This window comes from Kitasatospora sp. NPDC029312, from assembly GCF_055569215.1.
The window spans coordinates 59,347-85,869 of sequence record NZ_JBVHXY010000005.1; the positions used below are offsets into that span (position 1 = coordinate 59,347).

General features: G+C 72.6%; 27 protein-coding genes and 1 riboswitch. Of the genes, 16 read left to right on the plus strand and 11 right to left on the minus strand.

Annotated elements, in window-relative coordinates; translation table 11 throughout:
* Positions 1 to 103 precede the first annotated feature (103 nt).
* The gene (locus ACZ4WV_RS06335; RefSeq protein ID WP_465743362.1) at positions 104 to 679 is read right to left on the minus strand and encodes a TerD family protein; all 576 of its coding nucleotides are present in this window, start codon (positions 677 to 679) and stop codon (positions 104 to 106) included.
* Positions 680 to 844: 165 nt separating this feature from the next.
* Positions 845 to 1,342 (minus strand): hypothetical protein, encoded by a 498-nt coding sequence (locus ACZ4WV_RS06340; RefSeq protein ID WP_465743364.1) that lies wholly within the window; start codon positions 1,340 to 1,342, stop codon positions 845 to 847.
* A gap of 67 nt (positions 1,343 to 1,409) precedes the next feature.
* Here ACZ4WV_RS06340 and arfB point away from each other — a divergent pair, with 67 nt between their 5' ends.
* On the plus strand, positions 1,410 to 1,841 hold the full coding sequence (gene arfB, locus ACZ4WV_RS06345; protein ID WP_465743366.1) for an alternative ribosome rescue aminoacyl-tRNA hydrolase ArfB: 432 nt from the start codon (positions 1,410 to 1,412) through the stop codon (positions 1,839 to 1,841).
* A gap of 57 nt (positions 1,842 to 1,898) precedes the next feature.
* On the opposite strand, the gene ACZ4WV_RS06350 is transcribed toward arfB, so the two are convergent.
* The gene (locus ACZ4WV_RS06350; RefSeq protein WP_465743368.1) at positions 1,899 to 2,426 is read right to left on the minus strand and encodes a flavin reductase family protein; all 528 of its coding nucleotides are present in this window, start codon (positions 2,424 to 2,426) and stop codon (positions 1,899 to 1,901) included.
* 368 nt (positions 2,427 to 2,794) lie between these two features.
* On the opposite strand from ACZ4WV_RS06350, the gene ACZ4WV_RS06355 reads away from it, so the two are divergent.
* Together ACZ4WV_RS06355 and ACZ4WV_RS06360 are read left to right on the plus strand one after the other, a co-directional pair.
* Positions 2,795 to 4,585, plus strand: coding sequence for a GGDEF domain-containing protein (locus tag ACZ4WV_RS06355; RefSeq protein ID WP_465743370.1), 1,791 nt, complete (start codon positions 2,795 to 2,797; stop codon positions 4,583 to 4,585).
* A 186-nt stretch (positions 4,586 to 4,771) separates the two neighbouring features.
* The gene (locus ACZ4WV_RS06360) at positions 4,772 to 5,785 is read left to right on the plus strand and encodes a carbohydrate-binding protein (protein WP_465743372.1); all 1,014 of its coding nucleotides are present in this window, start codon (positions 4,772 to 4,774) and stop codon (positions 5,783 to 5,785) included.
* A gap of 93 nt (positions 5,786 to 5,878) precedes the next feature.
* Here the strand turns inward: ACZ4WV_RS06360 and nagA are convergent, their stop codons facing one another.
* Together nagA and ACZ4WV_RS06370 are read right to left on the minus strand one after the other, a co-directional pair.
* Entirely contained in the window at positions 5,879 to 7,108 is a 1,230-nt protein-coding gene (gene nagA / locus ACZ4WV_RS06365; RefSeq protein ID WP_465743374.1) for an N-acetylglucosamine-6-phosphate deacetylase, read from the minus strand.
* On the minus strand, positions 7,105 to 8,052 hold the full coding sequence (locus ACZ4WV_RS06370; RefSeq protein WP_465743376.1) for an ROK family protein: 948 nt from the start codon (positions 8,050 to 8,052) through the stop codon (positions 7,105 to 7,107). The genes nagA and ACZ4WV_RS06370 overlap by 4 nt, the downstream gene beginning before the upstream one ends.
* A 340-nt stretch (positions 8,053 to 8,392) precedes the next feature.
* Here ACZ4WV_RS06370 and ACZ4WV_RS06375 point away from each other — a divergent pair, with 340 nt between their 5' ends.
* Complete coding sequence (locus ACZ4WV_RS06375) at positions 8,393 to 9,631, plus strand: extracellular solute-binding protein (protein WP_465743378.1); 1,239 nt, start codon at positions 8,393 to 8,395, stop codon at positions 9,629 to 9,631.
* Between the two features lie 80 nt (positions 9,632 to 9,711).
* Here the strand turns inward: ACZ4WV_RS06375 and ACZ4WV_RS06380 are convergent, their stop codons facing one another.
* The gene (locus ACZ4WV_RS06380; RefSeq protein WP_465743380.1) at positions 9,712 to 10,059 is read right to left on the minus strand and encodes a cupin domain-containing protein; all 348 of its coding nucleotides are present in this window, start codon (positions 10,057 to 10,059) and stop codon (positions 9,712 to 9,714) included.
* A 102-nt stretch (positions 10,060 to 10,161) separates the two neighbouring features.
* Between ACZ4WV_RS06380 and ACZ4WV_RS06385 the strand changes: the two genes are divergently transcribed.
* Together ACZ4WV_RS06385 and otsB are read left to right on the plus strand one after the other, a co-directional pair.
* Positions 10,162 to 10,389 carry a DUF3263 domain-containing protein gene (locus ACZ4WV_RS06385; RefSeq protein WP_465743382.1) on the plus strand — a complete coding sequence of 76 codons (228 nt, stop codon included), beginning with the start codon at positions 10,162 to 10,164 and terminating at the stop codon, positions 10,387 to 10,389.
* A 133-nt stretch (positions 10,390 to 10,522) separates the two neighbouring features.
* Positions 10,523 to 11,347 carry a trehalose-phosphatase gene (gene otsB / locus ACZ4WV_RS06390; RefSeq protein WP_465743685.1) on the plus strand — a complete coding sequence of 275 codons (825 nt, stop codon included), beginning with the start codon at positions 10,523 to 10,525 and terminating at the stop codon, positions 11,345 to 11,347.
* On the opposite strand, the gene ACZ4WV_RS06395 is transcribed toward otsB, so the two are convergent.
* Entirely contained in the window at positions 11,334 to 12,800 is a 1,467-nt protein-coding gene (locus tag ACZ4WV_RS06395; protein ID WP_465743384.1) for an alpha,alpha-trehalose-phosphate synthase (UDP-forming), read from the minus strand. The two genes, otsB and ACZ4WV_RS06395, sit on opposite strands and share 14 nt — an antisense overlap.
* A 49-nt stretch (positions 12,801 to 12,849) precedes the next feature.
* On the minus strand, positions 12,850 to 13,872 hold the full coding sequence (locus ACZ4WV_RS06400; protein WP_465743386.1) for a glucosyl-3-phosphoglycerate synthase: 1,023 nt from the start codon (positions 13,870 to 13,872) through the stop codon (positions 12,850 to 12,852).
* A gap of 143 nt (positions 13,873 to 14,015) precedes the next feature.
* A riboswitch (SAM riboswitch) is annotated at positions 14,016 to 14,151 on the plus strand.
* A gap of 17 nt (positions 14,152 to 14,168) precedes the next feature.
* Between ACZ4WV_RS06400 and thrC the strand changes: the two genes are divergently transcribed.
* The 5 genes from thrC to ACZ4WV_RS06425 all read left to right on the plus strand — a co-directional run bounded on the left by thrC (position 14,169) and on the right by ACZ4WV_RS06425 (position 18,949).
* Positions 14,169 to 15,476, plus strand: coding sequence for a threonine synthase (gene thrC, locus ACZ4WV_RS06405; RefSeq protein ID WP_465743388.1), 1,308 nt, complete (start codon positions 14,169 to 14,171; stop codon positions 15,474 to 15,476).
* A 26-nt stretch (positions 15,477 to 15,502) separates the two neighbouring features.
* The gene (locus ACZ4WV_RS06410) at positions 15,503 to 15,781 is read left to right on the plus strand and encodes a MoaD/ThiS family protein (RefSeq protein WP_465743390.1); all 279 of its coding nucleotides are present in this window, start codon (positions 15,503 to 15,505) and stop codon (positions 15,779 to 15,781) included.
* A 550-nt stretch (positions 15,782 to 16,331) separates the two neighbouring features.
* Positions 16,332 to 16,532 carry a cold-shock protein gene (locus ACZ4WV_RS06415; protein ID WP_153461112.1) on the plus strand — a complete coding sequence of 67 codons (201 nt, stop codon included), beginning with the start codon at positions 16,332 to 16,334 and terminating at the stop codon, positions 16,530 to 16,532.
* Between the two features lie 325 nt (positions 16,533 to 16,857).
* A complete protein-coding gene (gene groL, locus ACZ4WV_RS06420; RefSeq protein WP_465743392.1) occupies positions 16,858 to 18,480 on the plus strand; it encodes a chaperonin GroEL in 1,623 nt (540 codons plus the stop codon).
* A 112-nt stretch (positions 18,481 to 18,592) separates the two neighbouring features.
* Positions 18,593 to 18,949 carry a hypothetical protein gene (locus ACZ4WV_RS06425; RefSeq protein ID WP_465743394.1) on the plus strand — a complete coding sequence of 119 codons (357 nt, stop codon included), beginning with the start codon at positions 18,593 to 18,595 and terminating at the stop codon, positions 18,947 to 18,949.
* Here ACZ4WV_RS06425 and ACZ4WV_RS06430 read toward each other — a convergent pair.
* Entirely contained in the window at positions 18,946 to 19,587 is a 642-nt protein-coding gene (locus ACZ4WV_RS06430; RefSeq protein WP_465743396.1) for an HD domain-containing protein, read from the minus strand. The genes ACZ4WV_RS06425 and ACZ4WV_RS06430 overlap by 4 nt on opposite strands.
* A 64-nt stretch (positions 19,588 to 19,651) precedes the next feature.
* On the opposite strand from ACZ4WV_RS06430, the gene ACZ4WV_RS06435 reads away from it, so the two are divergent.
* The 3 genes from ACZ4WV_RS06435 (at position 19,652) to ACZ4WV_RS06445 (ending at position 21,688) form a co-directional block, all read left to right on the plus strand.
* Positions 19,652 to 20,011 (plus strand): PadR family transcriptional regulator, encoded by a 360-nt coding sequence (locus ACZ4WV_RS06435; RefSeq protein ID WP_465743398.1) that lies wholly within the window; start codon positions 19,652 to 19,654, stop codon positions 20,009 to 20,011.
* Positions 20,008 to 20,940: a hypothetical protein gene (locus ACZ4WV_RS06440; protein ID WP_465743400.1), complete on the plus strand. Its 933-nt coding sequence runs from the start codon at positions 20,008 to 20,010 to the stop codon at positions 20,938 to 20,940. Before ACZ4WV_RS06435 ends, ACZ4WV_RS06440 begins: the two co-directional genes overlap by 4 nt.
* Positions 20,941 to 21,001: 61 nt before the next feature.
* Entirely contained in the window at positions 21,002 to 21,688 is a 687-nt protein-coding gene (locus ACZ4WV_RS06445; protein WP_465743402.1) for a copper homeostasis protein CutC, read from the plus strand.
* A gap of 62 nt (positions 21,689 to 21,750) precedes the next feature.
* On the opposite strand, the gene ACZ4WV_RS06450 is transcribed toward ACZ4WV_RS06445, so the two are convergent.
* Complete coding sequence (locus ACZ4WV_RS06450) at positions 21,751 to 23,844, minus strand: HelD family protein (RefSeq protein ID WP_465743404.1); 2,094 nt, start codon at positions 23,842 to 23,844, stop codon at positions 21,751 to 21,753.
* Between the two features lie 320 nt (positions 23,845 to 24,164).
* On the opposite strand from ACZ4WV_RS06450, the gene ACZ4WV_RS06455 reads away from it, so the two are divergent.
* Positions 24,165 to 24,326, plus strand: a complete 162-nt coding sequence (locus ACZ4WV_RS06455; RefSeq protein WP_350744276.1) for a hypothetical protein — start codon at positions 24,165 to 24,167, stop codon at positions 24,324 to 24,326.
* A gap of 46 nt (positions 24,327 to 24,372) precedes the next feature.
* Here ACZ4WV_RS06455 and ACZ4WV_RS06460 read toward each other — a convergent pair whose 3' ends face one another.
* Positions 24,373 to 26,010 carry a DNA repair helicase XPB gene (locus ACZ4WV_RS06460; protein WP_465743406.1) on the minus strand — a complete coding sequence of 546 codons (1,638 nt, stop codon included), beginning with the start codon at positions 26,008 to 26,010 and terminating at the stop codon, positions 24,373 to 24,375.
* Positions 26,011 to 26,200: 190 nt separating this feature from the next.
* Between ACZ4WV_RS06460 and ACZ4WV_RS06465 the strand changes: the two genes are divergently transcribed.
* On the plus strand, positions 26,201 to 26,473 hold the full coding sequence (locus tag ACZ4WV_RS06465) for a hypothetical protein (protein WP_465743408.1): 273 nt from the start codon (positions 26,201 to 26,203) through the stop codon (positions 26,471 to 26,473).
* The last annotated feature ends 50 nt before the right edge of the window (positions 26,474 to 26,523 follow it).

Consider the following 26,523-nt stretch of genomic DNA (forward strand, 5'->3'; position numbering starts at 1 on the left):
CCCGACAAGAAGAAAAAAAAAAACACCCCGGACGGAGGAGCATACCTCCCCCCCCCCCCCCCCCCCCCGGGCTTCGAGCGGTCGGCCGGACCGCCCGGGGGTGTCAGATCTGGACCCCGAAGTCCTGGGCGATGCCGGCCAGGCCGGAGGCGTAGCCCTGGCCGACGGCGCGGAACTTCCACTCGGTGCCGTTGCGGTAGAGCTCGCCGAAGATCATCGCGGTCTCGGTGGCGGCGTCCTCGGAGAGGTCGTAGCGGGCGATCTCGGCGCCGCCGGTGGCGTTGACCACGCGGATGTAGGCGTTGCGGACCTGGCCGAAGTTCTGGCCGCGGGCGACGCCGTCGTAGATGGTGACCGGGAAGGTGATCTTGACGGCCTCGGCGGGCAGGCCGGCCAGGTTGACGTTGATCGACTCGTCGTCGCCGGCGCCCTCGCCGGTGCGGTTGTCACCGGTGTGCACGACGGTGGCGTCCGGGGTGCTGGTGTTGTTGAAGAACACGAAGTGCGCGTTGGACAGCACCTTGCCGTCCGCGTTCAGGACGATCGCGCTGGCGTCCAGGTCGAATTCGGCGCCGGTCGTGGTGCGGACGTCCCAGCCCAGGCCGACGCTCACCGCGGACAGGCCGGGGGCCTCCTTGGTCAGCGAGACGTTGCCACCCTTGGAGAGGCTCACTGGCATGGCGATTGCAGTCCCTTCGTTCGCTTTTCCCGGGACAACGCAGACCTCGGGGGGCTTGGTTCCACGGGGCCCGTGAATTCTTCGCGCCTGGCGAACGCGGGTAGCGTCAAGTCGGGGCAAAGCAGGGGTAAAGCAACGGCTGGGTCGGGTGGTATCGGCGGCGGATCAAATCCGGGGGAACCGGCCCTGCAGCGTCCAGATGGTCGGATTGTCGGCCAGGTCGGGGTGCATGTCGAACAGATCGGCGAGGGTGTCCTGGAGGAAGTCCCGGGCCTCCCGGCGCAGCTCGCTGTGGCGCACCACGGCGGGCGGCTCGTCCCGTAGCCAGGTGGCGGTGATCTCCACCCAGTTGAAGCGGCGGGCGAAGCGCAGCAGCTCGGTGTTCTGGGTGAAGTCGAGGTCGGCGGTCTGCACCCGGGCGGCGCGGGAGCCGTCCGGGTCGCGGTCGAGCTGCTCGACGATGTCGCACAGCGCCCAGGCGAAGTCGAGTACGGGCACCCAGCCCCAGCGGGTGGAGAGCTCGGCGCCCTCGGCGTCCAGGTAGACGTCGCCGCAGAACAGGTCGTACCGCAGGGCGCGCACGGGCGCGGTGCGGTAGTCGGTCTGCGGGGGGTCGGGGAAGCGGTTGGAGAGGGAGTAGCCGAGCTCGATCACGTAGGCCATTGTCAGGGCTCGGAGCGCGTGCGGATAACCGGGTGACCGGGCTGGGCCGGCGCGGGATGATGGACGCATGCCCGAGCCCATCCGCGTACGGGGGTCGGTGGTCGTCCCCGACGCCGAGCTCGTCTGGCGCTTCTCGCGTTCCTCCGGCCCCGGTGGCCAGCACGTCAACACCTCCGACTCCAAGGTCGAGCTGCGCTTCGACCTGGCCGCCTCCAAGGCGCTGCCCGAGGTGTGGCGCGAGCGTGCCGTGGAGCGGCTCGCGCACCGGCTGGTGGACGGCCGGGTGCTGGTGGTCCAGGCCTCCGAGTACCGCTCGCAGTGGCGCAACCGGGAGGCGGCCGCGGCCCGCCTGGCGGCGCTGCTGACCGATGCCTGCGCACCGCCGCCGAAGTCCCGCAGGGCGACCCGCCCGAGCCGGGGGATGGTCCAGCGGCGGCTGGAGAACAAGCGGCACCGCTCCGAGCTGAAGCAGGGGCGGCGGGCACCGCGGCAGGACTAGCTCGACGGCGAGCTCAAGCACTGACCCGGCCAGGGTGACTGACTCAGCCGGGGCGACTCAGCCGAGGCTGCGGTAGCCGCCGCGGAAGTAGAGCAGGGGGCGGCCGCCGGGCTCGGGGACGAGGGCCTCCAGGACGCGGCCGACCAGCAGGATGTGGTCGCCCGCGGGTATCCGCTGTTCGGTGCGGCACTCGACGGTGGCCAGCGCGCCCTCGATCAGCGGGGCGCCGGACTGCGGGCCGCGCCGGTGCGGGGTGTCCGTGAACAGCAGCCGGTCGCTGAGCCGGCCCTTCATGGCGAAGCGGGAGCCGAGCGTCTTCTGTCCCTCCGCCAGCACCGAGACCGCCCAGGTGTCGACCCGGGAGAGCACCTCGTCCATCCGGGAGTCCTCGCGGACCGAGATCAGCACGAGCGGCGGCTCCAGCGACACGGAGAGGAAGGACGTCGCGGTCATGCCGACGTCCTCGCCGTCCTCCGGGTCGTTGACGGTCACCAGGCTCACGCCGGCGGCGAGCTGGGAGAGTGCTGCCCGGAACTCGTCGGGCGTGGCGTGGGGAGCAGCTTCGGGCTGCGAGGACGGGTACACGTACCGCACGGTAGCTGGCGGCCGCGGGAAACGGCATCGGACCGTGGTCGTAGGACCAGCGGCGCGGGCCGGGCCGGGCGGTGGGGCGGACTCACTCCCAGGGGTGAAGCCGGGGGACCGGCGGGCGCAGCGGGCTTCAGTGCGGGGCCGAGGCGGTCGACCACCAGAAAGGTTCCGATAGCGCTTTATGTCCCGCTATGGCACAGATGAACTGATGAAGGACGCATTAGGGTCGTGTGATTTAAGTCACAAGTGGTGGCCTATTGCTGACCGAGCGTGCCGAACGCTGTGCTCCCTGTGATTCAGTTCTTCTGGCAATCGGACGATAACCAATCAAGAACTATCCGAAGCAGCCGGGGAGCCCCCGCATGGAAGCCGAGTCGGAGCCGTATGTCCGTCTCGCGACCCTCCGCACCTTGCACCGGGTCGTGGCGGACCTCAACGCTGCCCGCAGCCTGGCGGGCACGCTGCAGGCCGTCGTCGAGGGCGCGGTGCACGGACTCGGCTTCGACGCCGCCGCGGTGAGCCTCGTGCGACCGGACGGCGACCTCGTGGTGGCGGCCGTCTGGGAGCTGGAGGAGAGCCCGATGGGCGGGCCCTCGGTGCTGCTCGGGCAGGTCGGTTCGCGCGAGTCCTGGGACCGGTTGCTCGGCGTCAGCGACCACTGGGGCACCCTGCGCTTCCTGCCGTACGACCGTGGCTGGGCCGTCGCCAGCGACATCCCGCGCTGGATCGGGGACGGCCCGCTGCCCGTCTACGCCAACGACTGGCACCCCGCCGACGGCCTGCTCGCCCCGATGTACAGCGCCGGCGGCGACCTGCTCGGCGTCCTCTCGGTGGACCGCCCGCGCAGCGGCAAGCGGCCCGGGGCGTGGACCCGCGAGGCGCTGGAGATGTTCTCGCTGCAGGCCTCCATCGCGATCGGCAACGCCCGGCTGCGAGCCGAGATGCAGCGCGCGCTGGCCCGGCTGGAGAAGGAGCAGCAGGCGCTGCGGGCCAGCGAGGAGAGCTTCCGTCAGGCCTTCGAGTACGCGCCCAGCGGGATGGCCATCACCGAACTGCACGGCGCCGGGCGCGGTCAGCTGACCAGGGTCAACGACGCGCTCTGTCGACTGCTCGGCCGCCCCCGCGCGGTGCTGCGCCAGCAGAGCTTCGCCGACCTCGTCCACCCGGACGACCGGGCGCTGCTGGAACGCACCAGCGCCGAGAGCGGCCGGGCGGAACTGCGGCTGTCCCGGCGGGACGGCGGCTACCAGTGGGTCTGCCTGCGCAACTCCATCGTGGCGGACGCGGCCGAGGGCCCGAGCTTCCTGCTCACCCACGTCGAGGACATCGAGGACCGCAAGCGCCACGAACTCCAACTCGCCCACCGGGCCAGCCACGACGCCCTCACCGGCCTGCCCAACGGCGCCGAGCTCAAGGCCCGGCTGGGCCGCCGGCTCTGCTCCGAGCCGCAGCCGGTCGGCGCCGCCGTGCCCGGCGAGACCGGCTACCCGGCCGCGTACGGCTACCCGGCCGACTCGTACAGCGCGCACGCGGCGTACGACGGCCTGCAGGGGGCCGACCCGTACGCCGGGCAGGTGCACGGCTACCAGCCGGCCGAGGGCGGCGGCCTGCTGCCCGGGCTGGGCCCCGGCTACGGGGAGCACGTGCACGCCGTGGTCCCGGCCGAGTACGGGCCGACCGGCGAGGCCTGGTCGGCGGCGTTCCGCTCCGGCCCGGCGGCCCCGGTCGAGAAGGGGCTCGCGGTGCTCTTCTGCGACCTGGACGGCTTCAAGTCGATCAACGACCGGTTCGGGCACAACGCGGGCGACGCGGTGCTGGTCGAGGTGGCCCGGCGGCTGAGCGGGGCCGTCCGGGACGGTGACACGGTGGCCCGGCTGGGCGGCGACGAGTTCGTGGTGCTGGCCGACGGCATCGGCCGTGAGGAGGCCAAGGACCTCGCCCACCGGCTGCGCAACGCGATCATCCCGCCGATGCGGATCGACGGACGGGCGATGCGGGTGGGCGTGAGCCTCGGGATCGGCTGGGCCGGCTGCGGGATGAGCATCGAGGAGGTGCTGCACACCGCCGACGAACGGATGTACGACGAGAAGCGGGCCCGGGGCGGAGCGGTGCGCGGGGCGCGCGGGGAGCGCTCGCACCGGCGGGCGGGCTGACGGAGCGCCGTGGGCGCCGACCGGGGGCGAGCGCCGAGCCTCCTGCGCGGCGCAGGCTACCGGCGAGTTGTCAAGGCCTCTTTCCCGGCCGTCGGGTGCGGCAGGTAGGGTTCCGCGTACGACAGCGTCCATGATCTGCGCCGCCCGCAGCCCGGCGGCGCGCACCGGATGGGGGAACAGACCACCGTGACGACCGCCGGCGACAACGGAGTGCCCGAGGGCCTGGGGGGCGGTGCCCCGCAGGACGACGACCCGTTCGGCTACCTCTACCGCCCGGCCGACGGCTCCACCGGCCAGCCGGGTGAGCCGCAACAAGGGGTCCCCCGGACGTCGTACAACCGGCCGATGGAGGTCGGGCGTGCGCAGTACGGCTACCAGCAGGCGGGGGCGCCGAGGGCCCAGCAGCAGGCCCCCTACGGCCAGCCCGGGATGCCCCCGCAGGCCGGCCCGTACGGCCAGCAGGGCGCGCCGCCCCAGCACGCCCCGTACGGCCGGCCCGGAGTGCCGCAGCAGCAGGCCGAGTACGGGGCCGCGCCCAGCCAGCAGACCCGCTACGCCGAGCACTCCCGGCCGCAGCCGGGGGAGGAGCGGCCGAGCAGCGGCCGCAGCAAGGGTGCGGTGATCGGGGCGGTCGCCGTGGTCGCGGCGATCGCGATCGGGGCCGGCATCGCCCTCTCCACCGGCGACCCGGACGGCGACAAGAGTGCCAAGGGCGGCACCACGAACTCCGCCCCGCCGGCCCCCAGCAGCCCGGCGAGCAGCGCCACCACCGGGACGGCCTCGCCCACGGCGAGCGCCGGCGCCGGTCAGTCCACCGTGGACGCGGGCCAGTTGCAGGCGCAGAACGCGCCGTCCGGCAACACCGTCAAGGGCGCCAAGTCCGCCGACGGCAGCTACCTGACGCTCCAGCAGGGCGGCTCGGTGACGTGGACGGGCGACGTCCCGGCGGCCGGGACGTACAAGCTGACGGTGCACTACAACAACGCCGGCGCGGACGTGAAGGGCTCGGCGGCGGTGAACGGCAAGGACTGGCCGAGCGGGCTGACCTTCCGGAACTACCTGCCGGGCAAGGACCCGGCCTCGTCCTGGTACACCACCTGGATACTGCCGCAGTTCCAGGCCGGGTCGAACTCCGTCACCCTCACCGTGCCCTCGGGGCCGATCCTGATCGACCAGATCACGGTGGACCCGAGCAGCTGAAGCCGGTGCACGACGCGACGCGGCCGCCCGTCCCCCGCCGGGGAGGGCGGCCGTCGCCTTGTGCTCAGGCGTCTGTGCTCAGGTGGGTGGTGTTCAGGCGGACTTGACGGTGGCGAAGCCTTCGCCGCCGCGGACCCACCGGCCGCGGCGCATCACGGCGACCAGGTCGTGGCTGTCGGAGTCGAGCACGACGAGGTCGGCGAGCTTGCCGGCCTCCAGCGAGCCGATCGAGTCGGCGAGGCCGAGCAGCCGGGCCGGGGTGGCGCAGAGCGACTCGACGGCCTGGCCGAGGGTCAGGCCGTTGACGGTGACCGACCGCTTGAACGCCACGTCCAGGGTGAGGGTGGAGCCGGCGATCGAGCCGCCCTCGACCAGCCGGGCGACGCCGTCCTTGACCTCGACCTGGAGCGGGCCGAGGGGGTAGAGGCCGTCGCCCATGCCCGCGGCGCCCATGGCGTCGGTGATCAGGGCGACGCGCCGGGCGCCGGCGGTGCCGTAGGCGAGGTCGAGGACGGAGGGGTGCAGGTGCACGCCGTCGTTGATCAGCTCGACGGTGACCCGTTCGTCCTCCAGGAGGGCGACGATCGGGCCGGGGGCCCGGTGGGCGATGCCGGGCATGGCGTTGAACAGGTGGGTGGCGACAGTGGCGCCGGCCTCGATCGCCTCCAGCGTGGCCGCGTAGTCGGCGTCGGTGTGGCCGACGGCGGCGATGACGCCGAGGTCGGCGAGCATGCGCACGGAGTCGAGGCCGCCGGGGAGTTCGGGGGCCAGGGTGACCATCCTGGCGTGGCCGCGGGCCGCGTCCACGAGCTTGCGCACGAGCGCCGGGTCGGGGTCGCGCAGCAGGTCGGGGCGGTGGGCGCCGCAGCGGTTGTGGGAGATGAACGGGCCCTCGAAGTGGATGCCGGCCAGGACGCCGTCCTCCACGAGTTCGGACAGGACGTGGGCCTGGCGGACGAGTTCGTCGATCTCGCCGGTGACGGTGGAGGCGACGGTGGTGGTGGTGCCGTGGGCGAGGTGGGTGCGGGCGGCGAGCAGCGCCTCCTCGGCGATGCCGGAGGCGTAGGAGGCCCCGCCGCCGCCGTGGACGTGCAGGTCGACGAAGCCGGGGACGACGGTGTGGCCGGTCAGGTCGAGGTCGCCGGGCTCGGCAGCGCCGCCGGCGCCGTCCGGGCCTTCGGTGCCGCCCCGGCCTTCGGTGCCGCCGGTGACGGCGGCGATGCGCTCGCCCTCGACGGCGATGCGGCCGCCCTCGACGATGCCGCCGGGCAGGACGATTCGGGCGCCGGCCAGGGCAGTACGGTCACGGTCCGCGGTGGTCACGCGGTCACCTCCATGGAGAGCAGATCCCAGGCGAGCAGGCCCGCGCCCAGGGACGCGGCGGTGTCTTTGAGCATGGCGGGTACGACCTTCGGGGGCATCTGGAAGGTCAGGCGCTCGGTGACCGCGGTGCGCAGCGGAGTGAAGAGCGTGTCGCCGGCCTCGGCCAGCCCCCCGCCGACGATCACCGTGGACGGGTCGAGCAGGCTCTGGGCGAGCACGATGCCGTCGGCCAGGGCGTCGACGGCGTGCTGCCAGACGGCGAGCGCGCGTTCGTCCCCGGCGTCCACCGCGGCGGCGCAGGACGCCGCGTCGGCGTCGGGGTCGCCGCCGGCCTGGGCCCAGGCGCGGGAGACGGCGGAGGCGGAGGCCAGCGTCTCCAGACAGCCGCGGGCGCCGCAGCCGCACCGGGGGCCGCCCGGGCGGACCACGACGTGACCGATCTCGCCGCCGTAGCCGTGGGCGCCGGCCTCGATCCGGCCGGCGATGCCGATGGCTCCGGCGATGCCGGTGCCCAGGGCGATGAACAGGAAGCGGTCCACGCCGCGGCCGGCGCCGAGGCGGCCCTCGGCCAGGCCGCCCGAGCGCACGTCGTGGCCGAGGGCCACCGGCATCGCGGGGCCGCCGGGGGCGGCCAGGCGCTCGCCGAGCAGCCGGCGCAGCGGGAGGTCGCGCCAACCGAGGTTGGCGGAGAAGACGGCGATGCCGTTCTCCTCGTCGATCGTGCCGGGGACGGCCACCCCGGCGGCGAGCGGGGCGACGCCGAAGCGGCTGCGGCCTTCGTCCGCCAGATCGGCGGCGAAGTCGAGGATGGCGGCGACCACGGCGTCGGTGCCGTGCTCCCGCCCGGTCGGCCGGCGTGCTTCGAACAGCACGGAGCCGTCCTGGGCGAGCAGCGCGGCCTTCATGCCGGTGCCGCCTACATCGAGTGCGATGACGTGCTTCACGGGGGACAGTTTCCCTTGGCTGGGTCGGAGAGGTCTAGTCCAGTTGTCGCATTGGTCTGGTCCATACTGGGTGAGCTTTGTCTCGGGTGCGTGCCGGGCTCCGAGGACGGGCGGGGCGGCCGGGGTCGAGCGGTGTTGCGCATCGTGCAACGAAACGGGGCACTTCGGTAACTACTCGGCGGGTGGGGCCGAATGGTGTGGACCACTGGACGGCGGGTTTGGCAGTGTGGCGCCTCCTCCCTGCCGGATTCCCTCATTCGGCCGCAGTTGATCCCCCCTGAAGGCGGTACCCGCGTTGAACAGGCGCGTCCACGTTTCCACCCGTGTGCTCGGCAGTGCGATGGCCGGAGCACTGGTGCTCACCGCGGTGAGCGCGTGCAGCGGACAGGGCGACGGGCCGGTCACGCTCAAGTTGGTGGCCGCGGACTACGGGGAGAACGCCGAGACCAGTTCGAAGCACTACTGGGACGACGTCGCCAAGGCCTTCGAGGCCACCAACCCGGGCATCAAGGTCCAGGTCGAGGTCGACAGCTGGACCGACATCGGCCAGAAGGTCGACGCCATGATCGCGGCCGGGAAGTCGCCCGACCTGCTGCAGAGCGGCGGGTTCGCCGACCAGGTCGCGGCCGACCGGCTGTACCCGGCCGCGGACGTGCTCTCGATGGACACCCAGGCGAAGTTCATGGACAACTTCGCCCACGCCGGACAGGTGCTCGGGACCCAGTACGGCATCCCGTTCGTGTCGTCGTCGCGGGTGCTCTTCTACAACAAGGCGATCTTCAAGCAGGCCGGTGTCACCCAGCCGCCGACCACCTGGAACGAGCTGCGGGCCGCGGCCGAGAAGATCAAGGCCAAGGTCCCGGGCGTCACCCCGTACGGACTTCCGCTGGGGCCGGAGGAGGCGCCGGCCGAGTCGATGCTGTGGACGCTGAGCGGCGGCGGGAGCATCTCCGACGACGTCGGCAACTACACCATCGACAGCGACCAGAACCAGGCCACCTTCAGCTGGCTGAAGAACAACCTGGTGAGCACCGGGCTGACGTACCCGGACCCGGGCAGGGTGAACCGCACGCCGGTGTTCCAGGACTTCGCGGCGGGCAAGGTCGCGATGCTGAACGGGCATCCGACGCTGCTGCGGATGGCGACCGCCGGGAAGATCGACTTCGGGACGGCACCGATCCCGAAGAAGGACGGCGTCGGCCGCACCGGGAGCCTCGGGGTCGCGGACTGGATGATGGCGTTCAAGGCCAACGGGCACAAGAACGAGGTCAAGAGGTTCCTGTCCTTCGTCTACTCCCGGGACAACCAGCTGAAGTTCGACGAGCAGTACAACCTGCTGCCGGTGACCCAGGACGCGTTCAGCCAGATGTCGTCGGACCCGAAGCACGAGGACCTCAAGCAGTTCGCGGTCGGGCTGGCCAATGCGAGCTTCTACCCGTTCGGGGACCCGGCCTGGGGCGAGGTCAGCAACCGGATCAAGGCGGGGATCGGGCAGGCCGTGACGGGGGACCCGAAGCAGGTGCTCGGTGGGCTGCAGGACGCGGCGGTGAAGGAGGCGGCCCGGGTCCGCAAGCAGTAGGACCCCGGGGCGCCGGCTTCTGATCGGTGGCGCGGGTTCTGGTCGGTGGCGTCGGCCCTGATCGGCGGCGGGGGCCCTGATCAGCGCGGAAGCGTGATCGCGTAGGCCTTGCGGAGGGTCTCGTGGACGGTCCAGGTGGTGCGGTCGCCCTCGCGCAGGACCGCGCAGTCGCCGGGGCCGACGGTGAGGGTCGGGCCGCCGTCGATCTCGATGGTGGCCCGGCCGCTGAGCACCACGAACATCTCGTCGGCCTCGACGTCGGTGACCACGCCCGGGGTGATCTGCCAGATGCCGCGCAGCTGGCGGCCGTCGGGGGACTCGGCGAGGACCTTCCCGGTGACCTCGGGGGTGCCGGAGACGATCTGGGACGGGTCGAGGGGCTCGGGGGTGAGCTCGGCGGTGGGGATGTGCAGGGCGAAGCTGATCATGGCTCGACGGTAGCCGTGCGGTGGGGGCGGGTGCGTCCCGCAGGTTGTGTCGGTGTTCGGCGCGAGAATGACACTCCGTAGTGATGGGCGGAGGTGTTCTCGGTGGGTGAGCTGAGCGGGCGGGACCGGGCGGTGCTGGCGCTGGAGGGGCGGCAGTGGCGGACGGCGGGGGCCAAGGAGCGGGCGATCCGGGAGGAGCTGGGGATCTCGCCCACGCGGTACTACCAGGTGCTGAACGGGCTGCTGGACCGGGAGGAGGCCCTGGCGGCCGCCCCGGTGCTGGTGAACCGCTTGCGGCGGGTGCGGGAGGCCCGGCGGGCGGCGCGCTGATGGGGCGGTGGGGTGCGGGTGCCGGGCGTGCGGGGCCGGGCCGTTCGGGCGGGGCGTATGGGCGCTGCTCCGCGCGCCTGCGGGCTTGTGCCCGGGGGCAGCGGGTATGGGGGTCGGTATGGGTCTTGAAGAGATGGTTGTGCCGGTCACCGACGCCGGACGGGACGGGCTGCGGGTGATCCTGGGGACGCCGCTGGAGGCGGTGGTCGCGTTGGACTTCGACGGGACCTTGGCGCCGATCGTGGCGGATCCCACGCGGGCCAGGGCGCATCCCGGGGTGGTGGGGGCGTTGCGGGGGCTGGCGACCGTGGTGGGCGGCGTCGTGGTGGTGACGGGGCGGCCCGCCGGGGTGGCGGCGGAGTACGGGGGGTTCGACGCGGTGCCGGGGCTGGTGGTGCTGGGACACTACGGGGCCGAGCGCTGGGAGGCGGGTGTGGTGACGGCGCCGGAGGTGCATCCGGGGGTCGAGGGGGCGCGGGCGGCGTTGCCGGGGCTGCTGGAGCGGGTGGGGGCGCCCGAGGGGACGTGGGTGGAGGACAAGGGCCGCTCGGTGGCGGTGCACACCCGGCGGACGGCGGCCCCGGAGGAGGCGCTGGAGCTGCTGCGGGCGCCGGTGGGGGAGCTGGCCGCCGAGTACGGACTGGTGGTGGAGCCGGGGCGGCTGGTGTTGGAGTTGCGGCCGCCGGGCGTGGACAAGGGGGCGGCGCTGACCGGGTTCCTGCGGGAGCGCGGGGCGCGGGCGGTGCTGTACGCGGGGGACGACCTGGGGGACGTGGCGGCCTTCGCGGCGGTGGAGAAGCTGCGCGCGCAGGGCATGGCGGGGCTGCTGGTGTGCGCCGGCGCGGTGGGGGACGCGCCGGTGCGCGAGCTCGCCGACCGGGCGGACGTGGTGGTCGACGGCCCCGAGGGTGTGGTGGAGCTGTTGGCGGCCCTGGGGGATTCGCTCAGAGGGCGTTGAGCTGGTCCAGGAACCACTGCTGCGGGGGGAGGGCGGTGGCCGCCGCCGCGAGGCGCTTGGTGCGTTCGGCGCGCTCGTCCGGGCTCATGGTGAGGCCGGCGAGCAGCGCTTCCGCGGTGGCGATGACGTCGTACGGGTTGACGCTGAGGGCGTCGTCCTGGAGCTCGGCGTGGGCGCCGGCCTCGCGGGAGAGGACGAGGGCGCAGCCGTTGTCGGAGACGACCGGGACCTCCTTGGCGACCAGGTTCATGCCGTCGCGGATCGGGTTGACCAGGGCGACGTCGGCCAGCCGGTAGGCCGCGAGGGAGCGCGGGAAGTCGTCGTTGACGTGCAGGATCAGCGGCTGCCAGGTGGTGGTGGCGAACTCGGCGTTGATGGCCTCGGCGAGCTCCTGGACGGCGGCCGTGTAGCTGCGGTACTCGGCCAGGTCGGTGCGGGAGGGGTACGCGAAGGCGATGTGCACCACCCGGTCGTGCCACTCGGGGTGGGTGCGGAGCAGGTGCCGGTAGGCCTGGAGGCCGCGGACGATGTTCTTGCTGAGTTCGGTGCGGTCGACCCGGACGATGGTTCGGCGGCCGCCGACGGCGGCGCGCAGGGCGGCGAGGCGTTCGTCCACGTCGGGGCGGTGGGCGCGGTCGCGGAGGAAGTCGGCGTCGGCGCCGAGGGCGTGCACGCCCAGGTGCGTGGTCCGGCCGTCGAGGGTGACGGTGAGCGCCCCGGGGTCGACGGTGGCGCCGAGGAGGTCCGCGCAGCAGGCGGCGAAGGCGCGGGCCCAGCGTTCGGTGAGGAAGCCGGCCCGGTCTGCGCCGAGGATGCCGGTGAGGACGGCGCGGGCGACGTCGTCGGGCAGCAGCCGGTAGTACTCCGGCGGGGCCCAGGGGGTGTGGGAGAAGTGCCCGATCCGCAGGTCGGGGCGGAGCTCGCGGAGCAGGGCCGGGACGAGGGACAGGTGGTAGTCCTGCACGAGAACCGCGGCGCCCGGTGCTGCTTCGGCGGCCAGGGCCTCGGCGAAGGCGGTGTTGTAGGCCTGGTAGGCGGCCCATTCGGTGCGGAAGCCGGTGTCGAAGGAGGGCGCGGTCGGGGTCGCGTAGAGCAGGTGGTGGACGAACCAGAGGGTGGAGTTGGCGACGCCGTTGTAGGCGTGGGCGAAGGTCCGCGGGTCGATGTCCAGCATCCGTACGGCCTGGCCGCCGACGTCGTGGCCGGCCCGGTCGAGGCGCCCGTCGGGGGCTTCCGACGCGGCTCGGCGGTCGGCGTCGTTGAGGGCCGCGCAGACCCAGACGGCGTCGGGGTCGTCGATCGCGGAGAGCCCGGAGACGAGGCCGCCGCCGCCTCGGCGCAAGGTCAGCGTGCCGTCGTCGGCGGTGCTGAACGACACCGGCCCCCGGTTGGATGCCACCAGGACGGGAGCGGTGCCGGTGGCACTCGAACGTTCGGTCGTGAGATCGCCCATGGTTGGGATGTTGCCGGGGGCCCGGGGTGGCAAACCCGTCAGCGGCGGGTCAGTGGCGGGTCGCGTATTCGGTGATGGTGTGCATCGGGGGGCGCTCGAGGGCGGTGACGGAATGGGTGTGGGCGATGAAGGCGCGGGTTTCCGGGTCCCGGGTGAACTGGGTGAGGTGGGGGTGGACCAGGTCGGCGGAGGCCTTGAGGCGGTGGGTGCGGTCGAGGCGTTCCAGGGCGGTGCGGTAGATGGTGGCGGCCATCCGGCCGAGGGCCTGGCCGTCCTGGTGGCGGTGGTGGCGGACGCCGACGTCGACCTGGGCCAGGGCGTCCAGGCCGGCCAGTTCCAGGGCGTCGACGAGGAGGCCGAGCTCGACGCCGTAGCCGGTGGGGAAGGGCAGCCGTTCCAGCAGTGAGCGGCGGGCCGCGTACTCGCCGCCGAGGGGCTGGACGAAACCGGCGAGTTCCGGCCAGTGGAGGTTGAGCAGGGGGCGGGCGACGAGTTCGGTGACCCGGCCGCCGCCGGTCGGGACGACCGCGTCGGTTTCGCCCCCCGCCGCGCCGGTGACCTCGAAGGGGCGGTCGTACATCGCCTTGACGAGCTGGATGTTCCCGTCGGTCAGCAGGGGGCCGACGGTGCCGGAGACCAGGGCCGGGTCGAACTCGCGCAGGTCGGCGTCGACGAAGCAGACGATGTCACCGCGGGTGACCAGCAGCGAGCGCCAGAGCACTTCGCCCTTGCCGGGGACGGCGGGCAGCCGGGGCAGGATGGCGTCGCGGTGCTCCACCCGGGCGCCGGCCTCGGCGGCGGTGGCGGCGGTGGCGTCGGTGGAGCCGGAGTCGAGGACGACCAGTTCGTCGACCAGGGGGAGGCGGTCCATCAGTTCGCGGCGGACGGTGCGGACGATGTCGCCGACGGTGGCCTCCTCGTCGAGGGCCGGGAGGACGACGCTGACCGTCTGCCCGGTGCGCCGCTTGGCCTCCAGCAGGGTGTGCACCGGCCGGTCGGCCGCGCTCCACGAGCGGCGGCGCAGCCAGGACGCCGCCTGTGGGAGGAGCGCGGGGGTCGGTTCGGCGGGCACGGTCGGTCTCCTCGACGGGGCGGTGTGGACGGGCCATCTCGCGTGGCGGACGGTCCCGTTCGGGATCGACGCCTTCGGATACAGTCTTCGTACAGCGGATGGCCCCCCGCACGCCGGGGTCCCCGCTGAACCACAACTTCACAAGCTCATCCAGAGGGACTGAGGGAACGGCCCGTTGACGTCCCGGCAACCTTCTCGCTCGGCTGTCGTTCACAGGCCCCGGCGGGACAGGTGCCAATTCCGGCCTGTGGCGCGACCGCGTCACGGGGAAGATGAGGAGAGAGGCCTCCGCCATCATGGCTATCGACACCGTCGCACCCTCCCCCAGCCTTCGGCCGGGGGGACCCGCCCCCGTCGACCTCGGCCCCGCCGCCGCCCTGTCCTGTCGGGAGTGCGGCGCCAAGTCCCCGCTCGGCCCGAGCTTCGCCTGCGTGGAGTGCTTCGGGCCGCTGGAGATCGCGTACGAGTTCGGGAGCGAGCGCGCCGAGGAGCTGCGCAAGCGGATCGAGGCCGGTCCGGCGTCCATCTGGCGGTACGCGCCGCTGCTGCCGGTGCCGGCCGACGTGGCCTCCAAGCCGAACCTGAACCCGGGATGGACCCCGCTGGTGAAGGCGGACAACCTGGGCCGGGAGCTCGGGTTCACCGCCGCGCTGCACGTGAAGGACGACTCCGGCAACCCCACGCACTCGTTCAAGGACCGGGTGGTGGCCTGCGCCATCGAGGCCGCCCGGGCGTTCGGCTACACCACGCTGTCCTGCTCCTCGACCGGCAACCTGGCCGGCGCGGTGGGCGCGGCGGCGGCCCGCGCCGGGTTCCGCTCCTGCGTGTTCATCCCGCACGACCTGGAGCAGGGCAAGGTCGTGATGGCCGGGGTGTACGGCGGCGAGCTGGTCGGCATCGAGGGCACGTACGACGACGTGAACCGCTTCTGTTCGGAGCTGATCGGGGATCCGGCCGGCGAAGGCTGGGGCTTCGTGAACGTCAACCTGCGCCCCTACTACGGCGAGGGTTCCAAGACGCTGGCGTACGAGATCTGCGAGCAGCTCGGCTGGCGGCTGCCGGAGCAGATCGTCATCCCGATCGCCTCGGGTTCGCAGCTGACGAAGATCGACAAGGGCCTGCAGGAGCTGATCAAGCTCGGCCTGGTGGAGGACCGGCCGTACCGGATCTTCGGCGCCCAGGCCGAGGGCTGCTCGCCGGTGTCGGCCGCGTTCAAGGCGGGCCGGGACGTGATCAAGCCGGTCAAGCCGGACACCATCGCCAAGTCACTGGCGATCGGCAACCCGGCGGACGGCCCGTACGTGCTGGACATCGCCCGCCGGACCGGGGGAGCGGTCGAGGACGTCACGGACGCGGAGGTCGTGGCGGCGATCCGGCTGCTGGCCCGGACCGAGGGCATCTTCGCCGAGACCGCGGGCGGCGTGACCATCGGTGTGCTGAAGAAGCTCGTCGAGACCGGTCAGCTGGACCCGGCCAAGGAGACCGTAGCGATCAACACCGGCGACGGCCTGAAGACGCTGGACGCCGTCTCCGACGCCGGGATGACCGCCGTCATCCGCCCGACGCTGGAGTCCTTCCGCTCCGCCGGCCTCGCGTCCGCCTGACACCACCCCACCCCGCTAGGAGAGCCATGAGCGCCACCGTCCGCATCCCCACCATCCTGCGCACCTACACCGGCGGCGCCGCCGAGGTGACCGCCGAGGGGGCCACCCTGGCCGAGGTCATCGCCGACCTGGAGAAGAACCACGCGGGCATCTCGGCCCGCATCCTGGACGACACCGGCAAGCTGCGCCGATTCGTCAACGTGTACGTGAACGACGACGACGTCCGGTTCGCCGAGGGGCTGGCGACCGAGATCAAGGACGGCGCCGGCGTCTCGATCATTCCGGCGGTGGCCGGCGGCTGCTGAACACCCGCGGTCCGCTTCCCCGGCCGCCCGCACCCACGGAATTCGGCTCTCCGTGGGTGCGGGCGGCCGTCGGTATTTCGGCGGGAATATTTCCGGGTCGGGTGGGAGTAGAGTGTGGCTCGGCTGGGAACAAGGCTTCCCTTTCGGCTCGTACGCCGCTTGGCCCGAGACCGTCCGGACGTTGAGACCGGCTCGAGCGCCAGGCCGTGAAACATGTCAGGCAGATGTCAGAATTCCTGCGCGGATTTGAGTAATTCGTCCGCTATGTCCCGCGCGAAATGCCGATTTCCTTCCGGTTTGTTCGCCTTGTCTCTTGACGGGTCCAGGGAATTACCGGCGGCTGGCCCTGTTGCAGAGGGCGTCGATCCGGATACATTCAGCCGCGGTCGACGTAATCACCCGCTCACCGGAAGCCGTTCGGTGTTCCGGGCGGGGATTGCGGCGTGCACGGCTGCGCCCAGGGGGGGTTCCCCGGGCCGGCCTCCAACCAGACCCGGGCCCGCGACCTGCGGGCGCGTGAAGGGCCAGCACAGCACTAGGGGAGTTCGGAATGGCTCAGGGCACCGTCAAGTGGTTCAACGCGGAGAAGGGCTACGGCTTCATCGCGGTCGACGGTGGTGCGGACGTCTTCGTCCACTACAGCGCGATCCAGATGGACGGCTACCGCACCCTCGAGGAGGGCCAGCGGGTCGAGTTCGAGATCTCCCAGGGACAGAAGGGCCCGCAGGCGGACATGGTCCGCGCGGTCTGACCCCCTTCCGCTCAGGAGCTCGGCGCGGCCCACTGCTGGTGGAACCCTCGCTTCTCGGCGGGCCCGTACGACACGTGTCGTACGGGCCCGTTCGTGTTTCCCGGGGCGGGCCGCGGCGGCGGCTCGCGGGTCGCCGATTGGGCTTGCACTCGACCACCCGGAGTGCTAATCATTGGCGTTAGCACTCACAGCGTGAGAGTGACAGCGGACCGGGTCGGTGAGGCCCCCGGGAGCGGTAGGGGAATGGACCCCCGCACACCAGGGCCGTCCGTCGCGGGCACCCCTTGGTCCGAGCAGTCGACCGTGTCCCGGAGGACCACTTCTGATGGCCAAGATCATCGCCTTTGATGAGGAAGCTCGCCGCGGCCTTGAGCGTGGCATGAACCAGCTCGCCGACGCAGTGAAGGTCACGCTCGGCCCCAAGGGTCGCAACGTCGTGCTGGAGAAGAAGTGGGGCGCCCCCACGATCACCAACGACGGCGTCTCCATCGCCAAGGAGATCGAGCTCGAGGACCCGTACGAGAAGATCGGTGCCGAGCTCGTCAAGGAGGTCGCCAAGAAGACGGACGACGTCGCGGGTGACGGCACCACCACCGCCACCGTGCTGGCCCAGGCCCTGGTGCGCGAGGGTCTGCGCAACGTCGCCGCCGGCGCCAACCCGATGGCTCTGAAGCGCGGCATCGAGAAGGCCGTCGCCGCCGTCTCCGACCAGCTGCTGGCCCAGGCCAAGGACGTGGAGACCAAGGAGCAGATCGCCTCCACCGCCTCCATCTCCGCCGCCGACACCCAGATCGGCGAGCTGATCGCCGAGGCCATGGACAAGGTCGGCAAGGAAGGCGTCATCACCGTCGAGGAGAGCAACACCTTCGGCCTCGAGCTCGAGCTCACCGAGGGCATGCGCTTCGACAAGGGCTACATCTCCGCCTACTTCGCCACCGACCTGGAGCGCATGGAGGCGACCTTCGAGGACCCGTACATCCTCATCGCCAACTCCAAGATCGGTGCGGTCAAGGACCTGCTCCCGCTGCTGGAGAAGGTCATGCAGAGCGGCAAGCCGCTCGTCATCATCGCCGAGGACGTCGAGGGCGAGGCCCTGTCGACCCTGGTCGTGAACAAGATCCGCGGCACCTTCAAGTCCGTCGCGGTCAAGGCCCCGGGCTTCGGCGACCGCCGCAAGGCCATGCTCGGCGACATCGCCATCCTCACCGGTGGCACCGTGATCTCCGAGGAGGTCGGCCTCAAGCTGGAGAACGCCGGTCTCGACCTGCTGGGCACCGCCCGCAAGGTGGTCATCACCAAGGACGAGACCACCATCGTCGACGGTGGCGGCGACAGCGAGCAGGTCGCCGGTCGCGTGAACCAGATCCGCGCCGAGATCGAGAACAGCGACTCGGACTACGACCGCGAGAAGCTCCAGGAGCGCCTCGCCAAGCTGGCCGGCGGCGTGGCCGTCATCAAGGCCGGCGCGGCCACCGAGGTGGAGCTCAAGGAGCGCAAGCACCGCATCGAGGACGCCGTCCGCAACGCGAAGGCCGCCGTCGAGGAGGGCATCGTCGCCGGTGGTGGCGTCGCGCTGCTGCAGGCCGGTGTCGCCTTCGACAAGCTGGAGCTGGAGGGCGACGAGGCCACCGGTGCCAACATCGTCAAGGTCGCGCTGGAGGCCCCGATCAAGCAGATCGCGACCAACGCCGGCCTCGAGGGCGGCGTCGTGGTGGAGAAGGTGCGCAACCTCCCCGCCGGTCACGGCCTGAACGCCGCCACCAACGAGTACGTCGACCTGGTCGCCGCGGGCATCATCGACCCGGCCAAGGTCACCCGCTCCGCCCTGCAGAACGCCGCCTCCATCGCGGCGCTGTTCCTCACCACCGAGGCCGTCATCGCCGACAAGCCGGAGAAGGCCGCCGCGGCCGCCGGTGGCGGCATGCCGGGCGGTGACATGGACTTCTGATCCTGATCCCTCGGATCGGATCGGTTGACTCCCGTCCGCGTGGGCGGCTCCCTCAGGGGGGCCGCCCACGCGGCGTTTCGGCGTTCGGGGGCCGCCGGGGGAGGATGGACGGATGGCTTCCGACGACATCGAGACCGCCCTGCACAACGCGAGGGCACAGATCCTGGCCGACCTCACCGCGCGGGACGTGGCGGACGCCGCCGTCGTCTCGCTGGTGGAGGATGCCGTCACCCACCGCCGCTGGTGGCTGGAGCAGTGGCCGGACGGCACCGAGTACGTGCTCGGGCTGATCGCCCAGGACGTCCAGGACGCGCTGCTGGAGGCGTACGGGCGGTGGCCGCTGTGCACCGGCTGCGCGGCCGACGGGGATCCGCACGCGCTGGGCGTGGAGCCGGAGTTGGGCCCGGAGCCGCACTGGGTGTGCGGCAAGCGGGGCGTGGTGGTGGCACCGGTGGGGGAGCTGGTCTAACGGCCGCCGAGGTCCGCCAGCTCGGCCGTCAGGTTGGCCCGGGCGGCCGCGGCGAGGCGGTCCCGGGCGGTGGGGGTGCGGTAGAGCGCCGGGAGCGCCAGGAGCCCGCGCAGGACGGCGGCCCGGCCGGCACGGAAGTCCGGCTCCGGGACGAAGCCGTACTCCTCCCGGACGGCGGCGGCGTACGCCGCGTACGCCTCGCGGGAGCCGCCGAGGACGGCGAGGTCCGCGTCGCAGAGCACCTCGCCGTCGCGGTCGCCCGGGGCGGGGTCGTGGGTGACGGTGAGCAGGACGAGGCGCTCGACCTCGGCGACCCGCTCGGCGGGCAGGCCGGCGGCGGTCAGCGCGCGGACGGCCAAGGCGGCGCTGCGCTCCTCGTTCTCGGTGCGGTCGGGCCGGTAGACGGCATCGTGGAACCAGGCGGCGAGCCGGACGGTGTCCGGGTCGGCGGCGTGCCCGGCGAGCTCGTCGACGTGCCGCAGGACGGCGCGCAGGTGCTCGGGGGTGTGGTAGCGGCGCTGGGGCTCGGACCAGCGGCGCAGCAGCTCGCGGCCGTACGGTGCGGGGTCGACGGTGGCGCCGCAGCGGTGCAGCAGGGCGGTCCAGGCGGTGAGCAGGTCCTCGGTCGCGAAGGGCATGCGGCTCATTGTGTCGGCTGATTCCGGTGGACGGGATGTGCCGGTCAGCGATATATGTAGTCACATGACAGAACGCTCCATGCAGGAGCCCACGCTGCTTCTGCTCACCGCGCTGGCCGACGCCCCGAGGCACGGCTACGCGCTCATCCAGGAGATCGCCACGATCTCGGACGGCCGGGTCAAGATGCGCACCGGCACGCTCTACGGAGCGCTCGATCGGCTGCTCGGCCAGGGCCTGATCGAGGTCGCCGCCGAGGAGGTCGTGGACGGCCGCGCCCGTCGCACCTACGCGCTGACCGACACCGGCCGCGGCGCGCTGGCCGCCGAGGCCGAGCGGCTGCGGGCCGTGGCCACCGAGGCCGAGCGGCGGTTGTCCGTCTCGGTCGCCGTCGTCACTCCGAGGGTCAGGGGGGCCTTCGCATGAGCATGAACGGAACCGTCGCCGTCCGGACCGCCCTGGCGCTCTACCCCGTCCGCTACCGGCGCGAGCGGGGTGAGGAGTTGGCCGACGTCTTCGCCGACACCACGGCGGAGGCCGGGCCGGTGGCCAAGGTCCGGGAGCTGTTCGACCTGGGCGCGTACGGGCTGCGGATGCGGACCGGGCTGACCTCCTCCTCCGGGGGCGGGCGGCTGGCGGCGCTGGCCGCGCCACTGGTGGTCGGGGCCGCCGGAGGCCTGGCGGCGGGTCATGGGCTGCTGACCTACCTGAGCTTCGGCGCGTCGCGCGCGTCGGTGCTGTACTTCCTGCCCTTCTGGGCGCTGTGCGGCGCGGCGGTGCTCTCCGCCGTCGCGGCGCTGCTGGGGCGGTGGACGGCGGCGAAGCTGCTGGCCGTGGTGGCGGCGCTGGCGGCGGTGGTGGACCTGGTGCAGGCGGCGAGCGGGCCGGAGGTCGTCCAGCCGCTGTGGGTCTTCCTCGCCGTCTTCGAGTGGGACGGGCCGTTCGTGCTCTGGGCGCTGCTGCTGCTGGCCGCGCCGAAGGACATCCTGCCGGTGCCGACCTGGCGGGAGCGGGGTTTGGCGCTGGCCGCGGCGGTGATCACCCCGGTCGTGGCGTTCACGGACAACGTCTACACCACCTGGCACCACCTGGACCCGCAGTGGCGGGCGCTGATGATCGTGGTGCCGCTGCTGATGGCGCTGTCGGCGGTGCGCGGCTGGTACCTGGTGGCCGTTCCGGGGCTCGCGGCGCTGCCGTGGACGCTGAGCGTCAACCTGCAGGCGCTGTGGCAGCAGGAGGGCGGGGCCTGGCGGCTGCTGCCGATGGCCGTGCTGACGGTCGCGGCGGCGGTGGCGCTGGCGCTGGTGGGCCGGCCCAAGGGCACGGCCGGGCCGGGCGGGCGGCAGCCGGCCTGAGGGCGGGCGCGGCGGGGTGGCGGTCTCGCCGGGGGCGCGGGGATGTGGCAGGCTGTGCGATATGTCTAGACCAATTTTCGAAGTCATCGCGCTGACGCCCCAGGACGCCAAGGCTGCCGAGTCGGGCGGCGCCGACCGGCTCGAACTGGTCACCGACATGGCCGCCGACGGGCTCACCCCCTCCGTCGAGGACTTCGCCCGGATCCGGGCCGCCGTCGCCCTCCCGCTGCGCGTCATGCTGCGGATCCGGGACGGCTTCGCCCCCGGGGACCTGGACGAGCTGTGCACCCGGGCCGCCGCACTGCGGGCCGAGGGGGCCGAGGAGTTCGTCCTCGGCTTCCTCGACGCCGACGGCGTCGTCGATCTGGCCGCCACCACGACCGTCACCGAGGCGATCGCCGGCTGCTCCTGGACCTTCCACCGGGCGATCGACCACAGCGCCGACCGGGCCGCCCTGCGCGCCGCCGTCGGCGCTCTGCCCGGACTGGACACCTTCCTCACCTCCGGCACGGCCGCCGGTGTCGACGCCGGGCGCGAGGTGCTGGCGGCCGAGCTGGCCCGCGCGGGCGAGCCCGGGTACGCCCAGCGGATCCTGATCGGCGGCGGCCTGCGGGCCGAGCACCTCAAGGGGCTGCGGGCGGAGGGCTTCGACGCCTTCCACGTCGGCGGCGCGGTGCGGGTCGACGGCTGGCGGACGCCGGTGGACGCGGCCAAGGTCGCCGAGTGGCGGGCGCTGATCGACGCCTGAGGGCGGGCGGGAGGGGCCGGTCCCGTTCGCGGGGCCGGCCCCTTCGCCATGTGCCGGCGCGGCTAGCGGAGTTGCTCGGGCAGCGGCTCGGTGTGCAGCACCGTGAGGCCGGAGACGGCGCGGGTCAGCGCCACGTACAGCCGGCGCAGGCCGGTCCGCTCGTCCGGCTCGCCGGCGACCACCGCGGCCGGCTCGTCCAGCACCACGTAGTCGTACTCCAGGCCCTTGGCCAGCGAGGCCGGGACGAGGGTCAGCCGGGACTCGGCGCTGGTCTCGGTGCCGGGGGTGAGGTGCGCCAGCCCGGCGGCGGTCAACGCCCCTGCGAGCAGCGGGATCCTGGCGTCGGCGGCGATCAGGCCGGTCGAGCCCTCGTTCTTCAGCGCCTCCCGACAGGCCGCGACGACCGCCTCCACCGCGTCCGCCCCGTCCGCCCCGTCGACCCGCCGGATCGCCAGCGAGCCGGGCGCCTCGCGGACCGAGGTCGCCGGGGCCAGGCCCGGGGCGATCGCCGGGAGCAGCCGGGACGCGTACGCGATGACCTCCCCGGGCACCCGGAAGCCCTTGGTCAGCTCCTCGACGTGCGCCTCCGGCTTGCCCAGGTGGCGCAGCGCGTTCGGCCAACTCGCCGTCGCCCAGGGGGTGGTGCCCTGGGCGAGGTCGCCGAGGACGGTCGCCGAGCCGGTGGTGCAGCGGCGGCCGACGGCGCGGTACTGCATCGGGGAGAGGTCCTGGGCCTCGTCCAGCACCACGTGCCCGAGCGAGGGCGTGCGCTGCACCAGGTCCGCCGCCTCGTCCACCAGGACGGCGTCGGCCGGCGTCCAGCGGGCGGTCTTCACCGAGCGGCCGGGCTTGGGCCACAGCACGGCCCGCTGCTCCTCGGGGGTCAGCACTCCCTCGGCGCACTGGGCCAGGAACTCCGGGTCGGAGAGCAGCCGCAGCACCAGCTTGGCCGGGTCGACGGCCGGCCAGCACTCCTTGACCACGGCCTTGACGGCGCTGTTGCGGGCCACCGCGTCCTGCACCCGGTCGTCCGGGGCCTCCCCGGACTGCTCCATCTTCAGCAGCACGGCGTGCGCGATGCGCTGCGGCAGGGCGTCCCGGGCGGCGCCGTAGCGGATCTCGCGGCTCTTCAACTCCTCGATGATCTCCGTCACTTCGTGCACCGGGACGCGCCAGCGGCGGGAGCCCCGGACCACCACGCAGGGCTCGGTGGGCAGGGTGATCCCGGCGCGCACCGCCCGGCGCAGCACCTCGGCCATCCGGGCGTCGCCCTTCAGGCGGGCCGCCTCCGGGGTGTCCTCGCCCCTCACCTCGACGTGGGCGACCAGCTGCTGCACGGTGGCCTGGGCGACGTCCAGCTCGCCGAGGGCCGGAAGCACCTGCTCGATGTAGGAGAGGAAGGCGTTGTTCGGGCCGATCACCAGGGTGCCGGTGCGGGCCAGGCGCTCGCGGTGCGCGTACAGCAGGTACGCGACACGGTGCAGGCCGACGGCCGTCTTCCCGGTGCCGGGCGCCCCCTGGACGCAGATGGTGCCCGTGACGTCGGAGCGGACGATCTCGTCCTGTTCGGGCTGGATGGTGGCGACGATGTCGCGCATCGGGCCGACGCGGGGCTTCTCGATCTCGGCGGCGAGCAGCGCGGAGGCCGTGTCCGTCTCGGCGGGGTCGGTGAGGTGCTCGTCCTCGTACGCGGTGAGTTCGCCGCCGGTGTAGCCGAAGCGGCGGCGGCGCTCGACGTCCATCGGGTCGGTGCGGCTGGCCCGGTAGAACGGCTGGGAGACCGGCGCGCGCCAGTCGATCACCATCGGGTCGCCGTCGGCGTCGTGGACGTGGCGGCGGCCGATGTAGAAGCTCTCCCCTCCGCCGCCCGCGCTCACGCCCTCCTTGCCCGCCCTCGGGCAGGAGGGGCCCAACTCGCTGATCGGGTGGAGGTAGTCGAGGCGGCCGAAGAACAGCGGGGTTTCGGCGAAGTCGGCCAGGGCGGCGATCCTGGCCTCGATCTGGTTCTGGAGGACGACGGCGGACACCCAGGTGCCGGTCACGTCGCGCAGGTCCAGCGACTGGACGTCCTCGCGCATCGCGCGCAGTGCGGCCCGGGACGCGGCGAGGTGGTCGCGTTCGCGCTGGAGGGGATCGGTGGTGGGGGTGGCGGGCACAGCGAACCTTCCCGGCTGCCCCGGTCGCGGGCGCAGCAGATCGATGGAGCTCACAGTGGGTACGGCCGACCGTCCCTCCTGCCCGACGACGGGCAGGAGGGGCTCAGCGTGCGGTCGGCGCCTCCCCCGGCTGCCTGCGGGACACCGCCAGGTACCACGGTTCGGGAGGGGGCAGGCGGACGATCTTAGACCTGTCGGTCTCGGGGTTCCAGCCCTGCAGGTCTCAGGGGCCGCCGTACACCTGGAGGACGACCGGTGTCCCGGCGGATGCGGCCTTTGGAGTGATGCCTTGCGCCGGTCGGGTGCCTACCGTTGAAGACATGAGCAGAAAGAACAGCACGCCCCGTACGGGCCCGGCCGGTGCCACCGCCGTCCAGGGCCGCCACCGCAACCCGCTGAGCACCGCCGTCCGCAACCTCGGCATCGCCCTGGACACCGCCGCGCGGGTGATCTTCCTCGGGCGCGACGGTGTCCGTTACTGAGCGGCGTCCGTTACTGAGCGGTGTCCGTAACTGACCGTCCCCGCGGTTACAGCACGTCGTCCGCGTCGATGATGCGGTACGCGTAACCCTGCTCGGCCAGGAAGCGCTGCCGGTGGGCGGCGAAGTCCTGGTCCACGGTGTCCCGGGCGACCACCGAGTAGAAGTGCGCCGAGTGCCCGTCCGCCTTGGGGCGCAGGACGCGGCCCAGGCGCTGGGCCTCCTCCTGACGGGAGCCGAAGGTCCCGGAGACCTGGATGGCCACGGTGGCCTCCGGCAGGTCGATCGAGAAGTTCGCGACCTTGGACACCACCAGGACGCTGATCTCCTTGTTGCGGAACGCGTCGAAGAGCTTCTCGCGCTGGGTGTTGCTGGTCTCGCCCTTGATCACGGGGGCGTCCAGGACCTCCCCGAGCTCGTCCAGCTGGTCGATGTACTGGCCGATGATCAGCGTCTGGTCCTTCTCGTGCTTCTTGACCAGCGCCTCCACCACCCGCCGCTTGGTCGCGGTGGTCGCGCAGTAGCGGTAGCGCTCCTCCGGTTCGGCCGTGGCGTAGGCCAGCCGCTCGGAGTCGGTCAGGGTCACCCGCACCTCGCAGCAGTCGGCGGGCGCGATGTAGCCCTGGGCCTCGATCTCCTTCCACGGGGCGTCGAAGCGCTTGGGGCCGATCAGACTGAACACGTCGCCCTCGCGGCCGTCCTCGCGCACCAGGGTGGCGGTCAGGCCGAGCCGGCGGCGGGCCTGGAGGTCGGCGGTGAACTTGAACACCGGTGCGGGCAGCAGGTGCACCTCGTCGTAGACCACCAGGCCCCAGTTGCGGGCGTCGAACAGCTCCAGGTGCGCGTAGGCGCCCTTCCGCTTGGTCGTCATCACCTGGTAGGTGGCGATGGTGACCGGGCGGATCTCCTTCCTGGTGCCGCTGTACTCGCCGATCTCGTCCTCGGTGAGCGAGGTGCGCTTGACCAGTTCGTGCTTCCACTGGCGGGCCGAGACGGTGTTCGTCACCAGGATCAGCGTGGTCGACTTGGCGTGCGCCATCGCGGCCGCGCCGACCAGCGTCTTGCCGGCGCCGCACGGCAGCACGACGACGCCCGAGCCGCCGTGCCAGAAACCCTCGACGGCCTGCGCCTGGTACGGGCGCAGCTGCCAGCCGTTCTCCTCCAACTGGATCGGGTGCGCCTCGCCGTCCACGTAGCCGGCGAAGTCCTCGGCGGGCCAGCCGAGCTTGAGCAGCACCTGCTTGATCTGGCCGCGCTCGGAGGGGTGCACCACCACGGTGTCCGGATCGACCCGGGCGCCGACCAGCGGCACGATCTTCTTGGAGCGCAGCACCTCCTCGAGCACCGGCCGGTCGGTGGTGGTGAGCACCAGCCCGTGCGTCGGGTGCTTGAGCAGCTGGAGCCGCCCGTACCGCCCCATCGTGTCGGCCACGTCCACCAGCAGCGCGTGCGGCACCGGGTAGCGGGAGTACGTCACCAGGGCGTCCACCACCTGCTCGGCGTCGTGCCCGGCGGCGCGCGCGTTCCACAGCCCGAGCGGGGTCACCCGGTACGTGTGCACGTGCTCGGGTGCGCGCTCCAGCTCGGCGAACGGCGCGATGGCGCGGCGGCAGTCGGCGGCCTTGGGGTGGTCGATCTCCAGGAGAAGAGTTTTGTCGCTCTGGACGATGAGCGGTCCGTCGTTCACGCGGGGGAGCCCTCCACTGGCTGACTGGCTGGATTCACAGGCTGGATCGGTCGGCAGGCTGGATTGACGCAGACCCTCCAGTGTCGCTCATTCCGCGGGGTACGCGGGCGGGCTCTCCTGCCACTCTTCCGGGGCGGCCCCGCGGCCTGCGGCTCCGGGGCCGTGGGTGGTGACGGGGTGACTACCGTCCGTGTCGCTCGTTGAGCTGGGCATGCACAAGTCGAAGCGTGTTCTCACCGCCCTCGCCCTGATGGGCACGGCCTTCGCCGCCACCGCCGCCTCGGCCGGCTCCGCCCACGCCCTCGCGGGCATCGGCGAGGGCCCCGGCGGCCTGATCGCGGCGCCGGGCTTCCTGCTCGCGGACACCGTCACCGGGGGCGGACTTCCGGTCGGGCAGGGGCAGATCGGCAGCCTGGCGGACAAGGCGATCACGGAGAAGATGAAGGAGGCGAAGGGGCACTGAGGCCCACGCGTCAGTCTCAGTCCTCAGTCCTCAGTAGCCCTCAGTCCCCA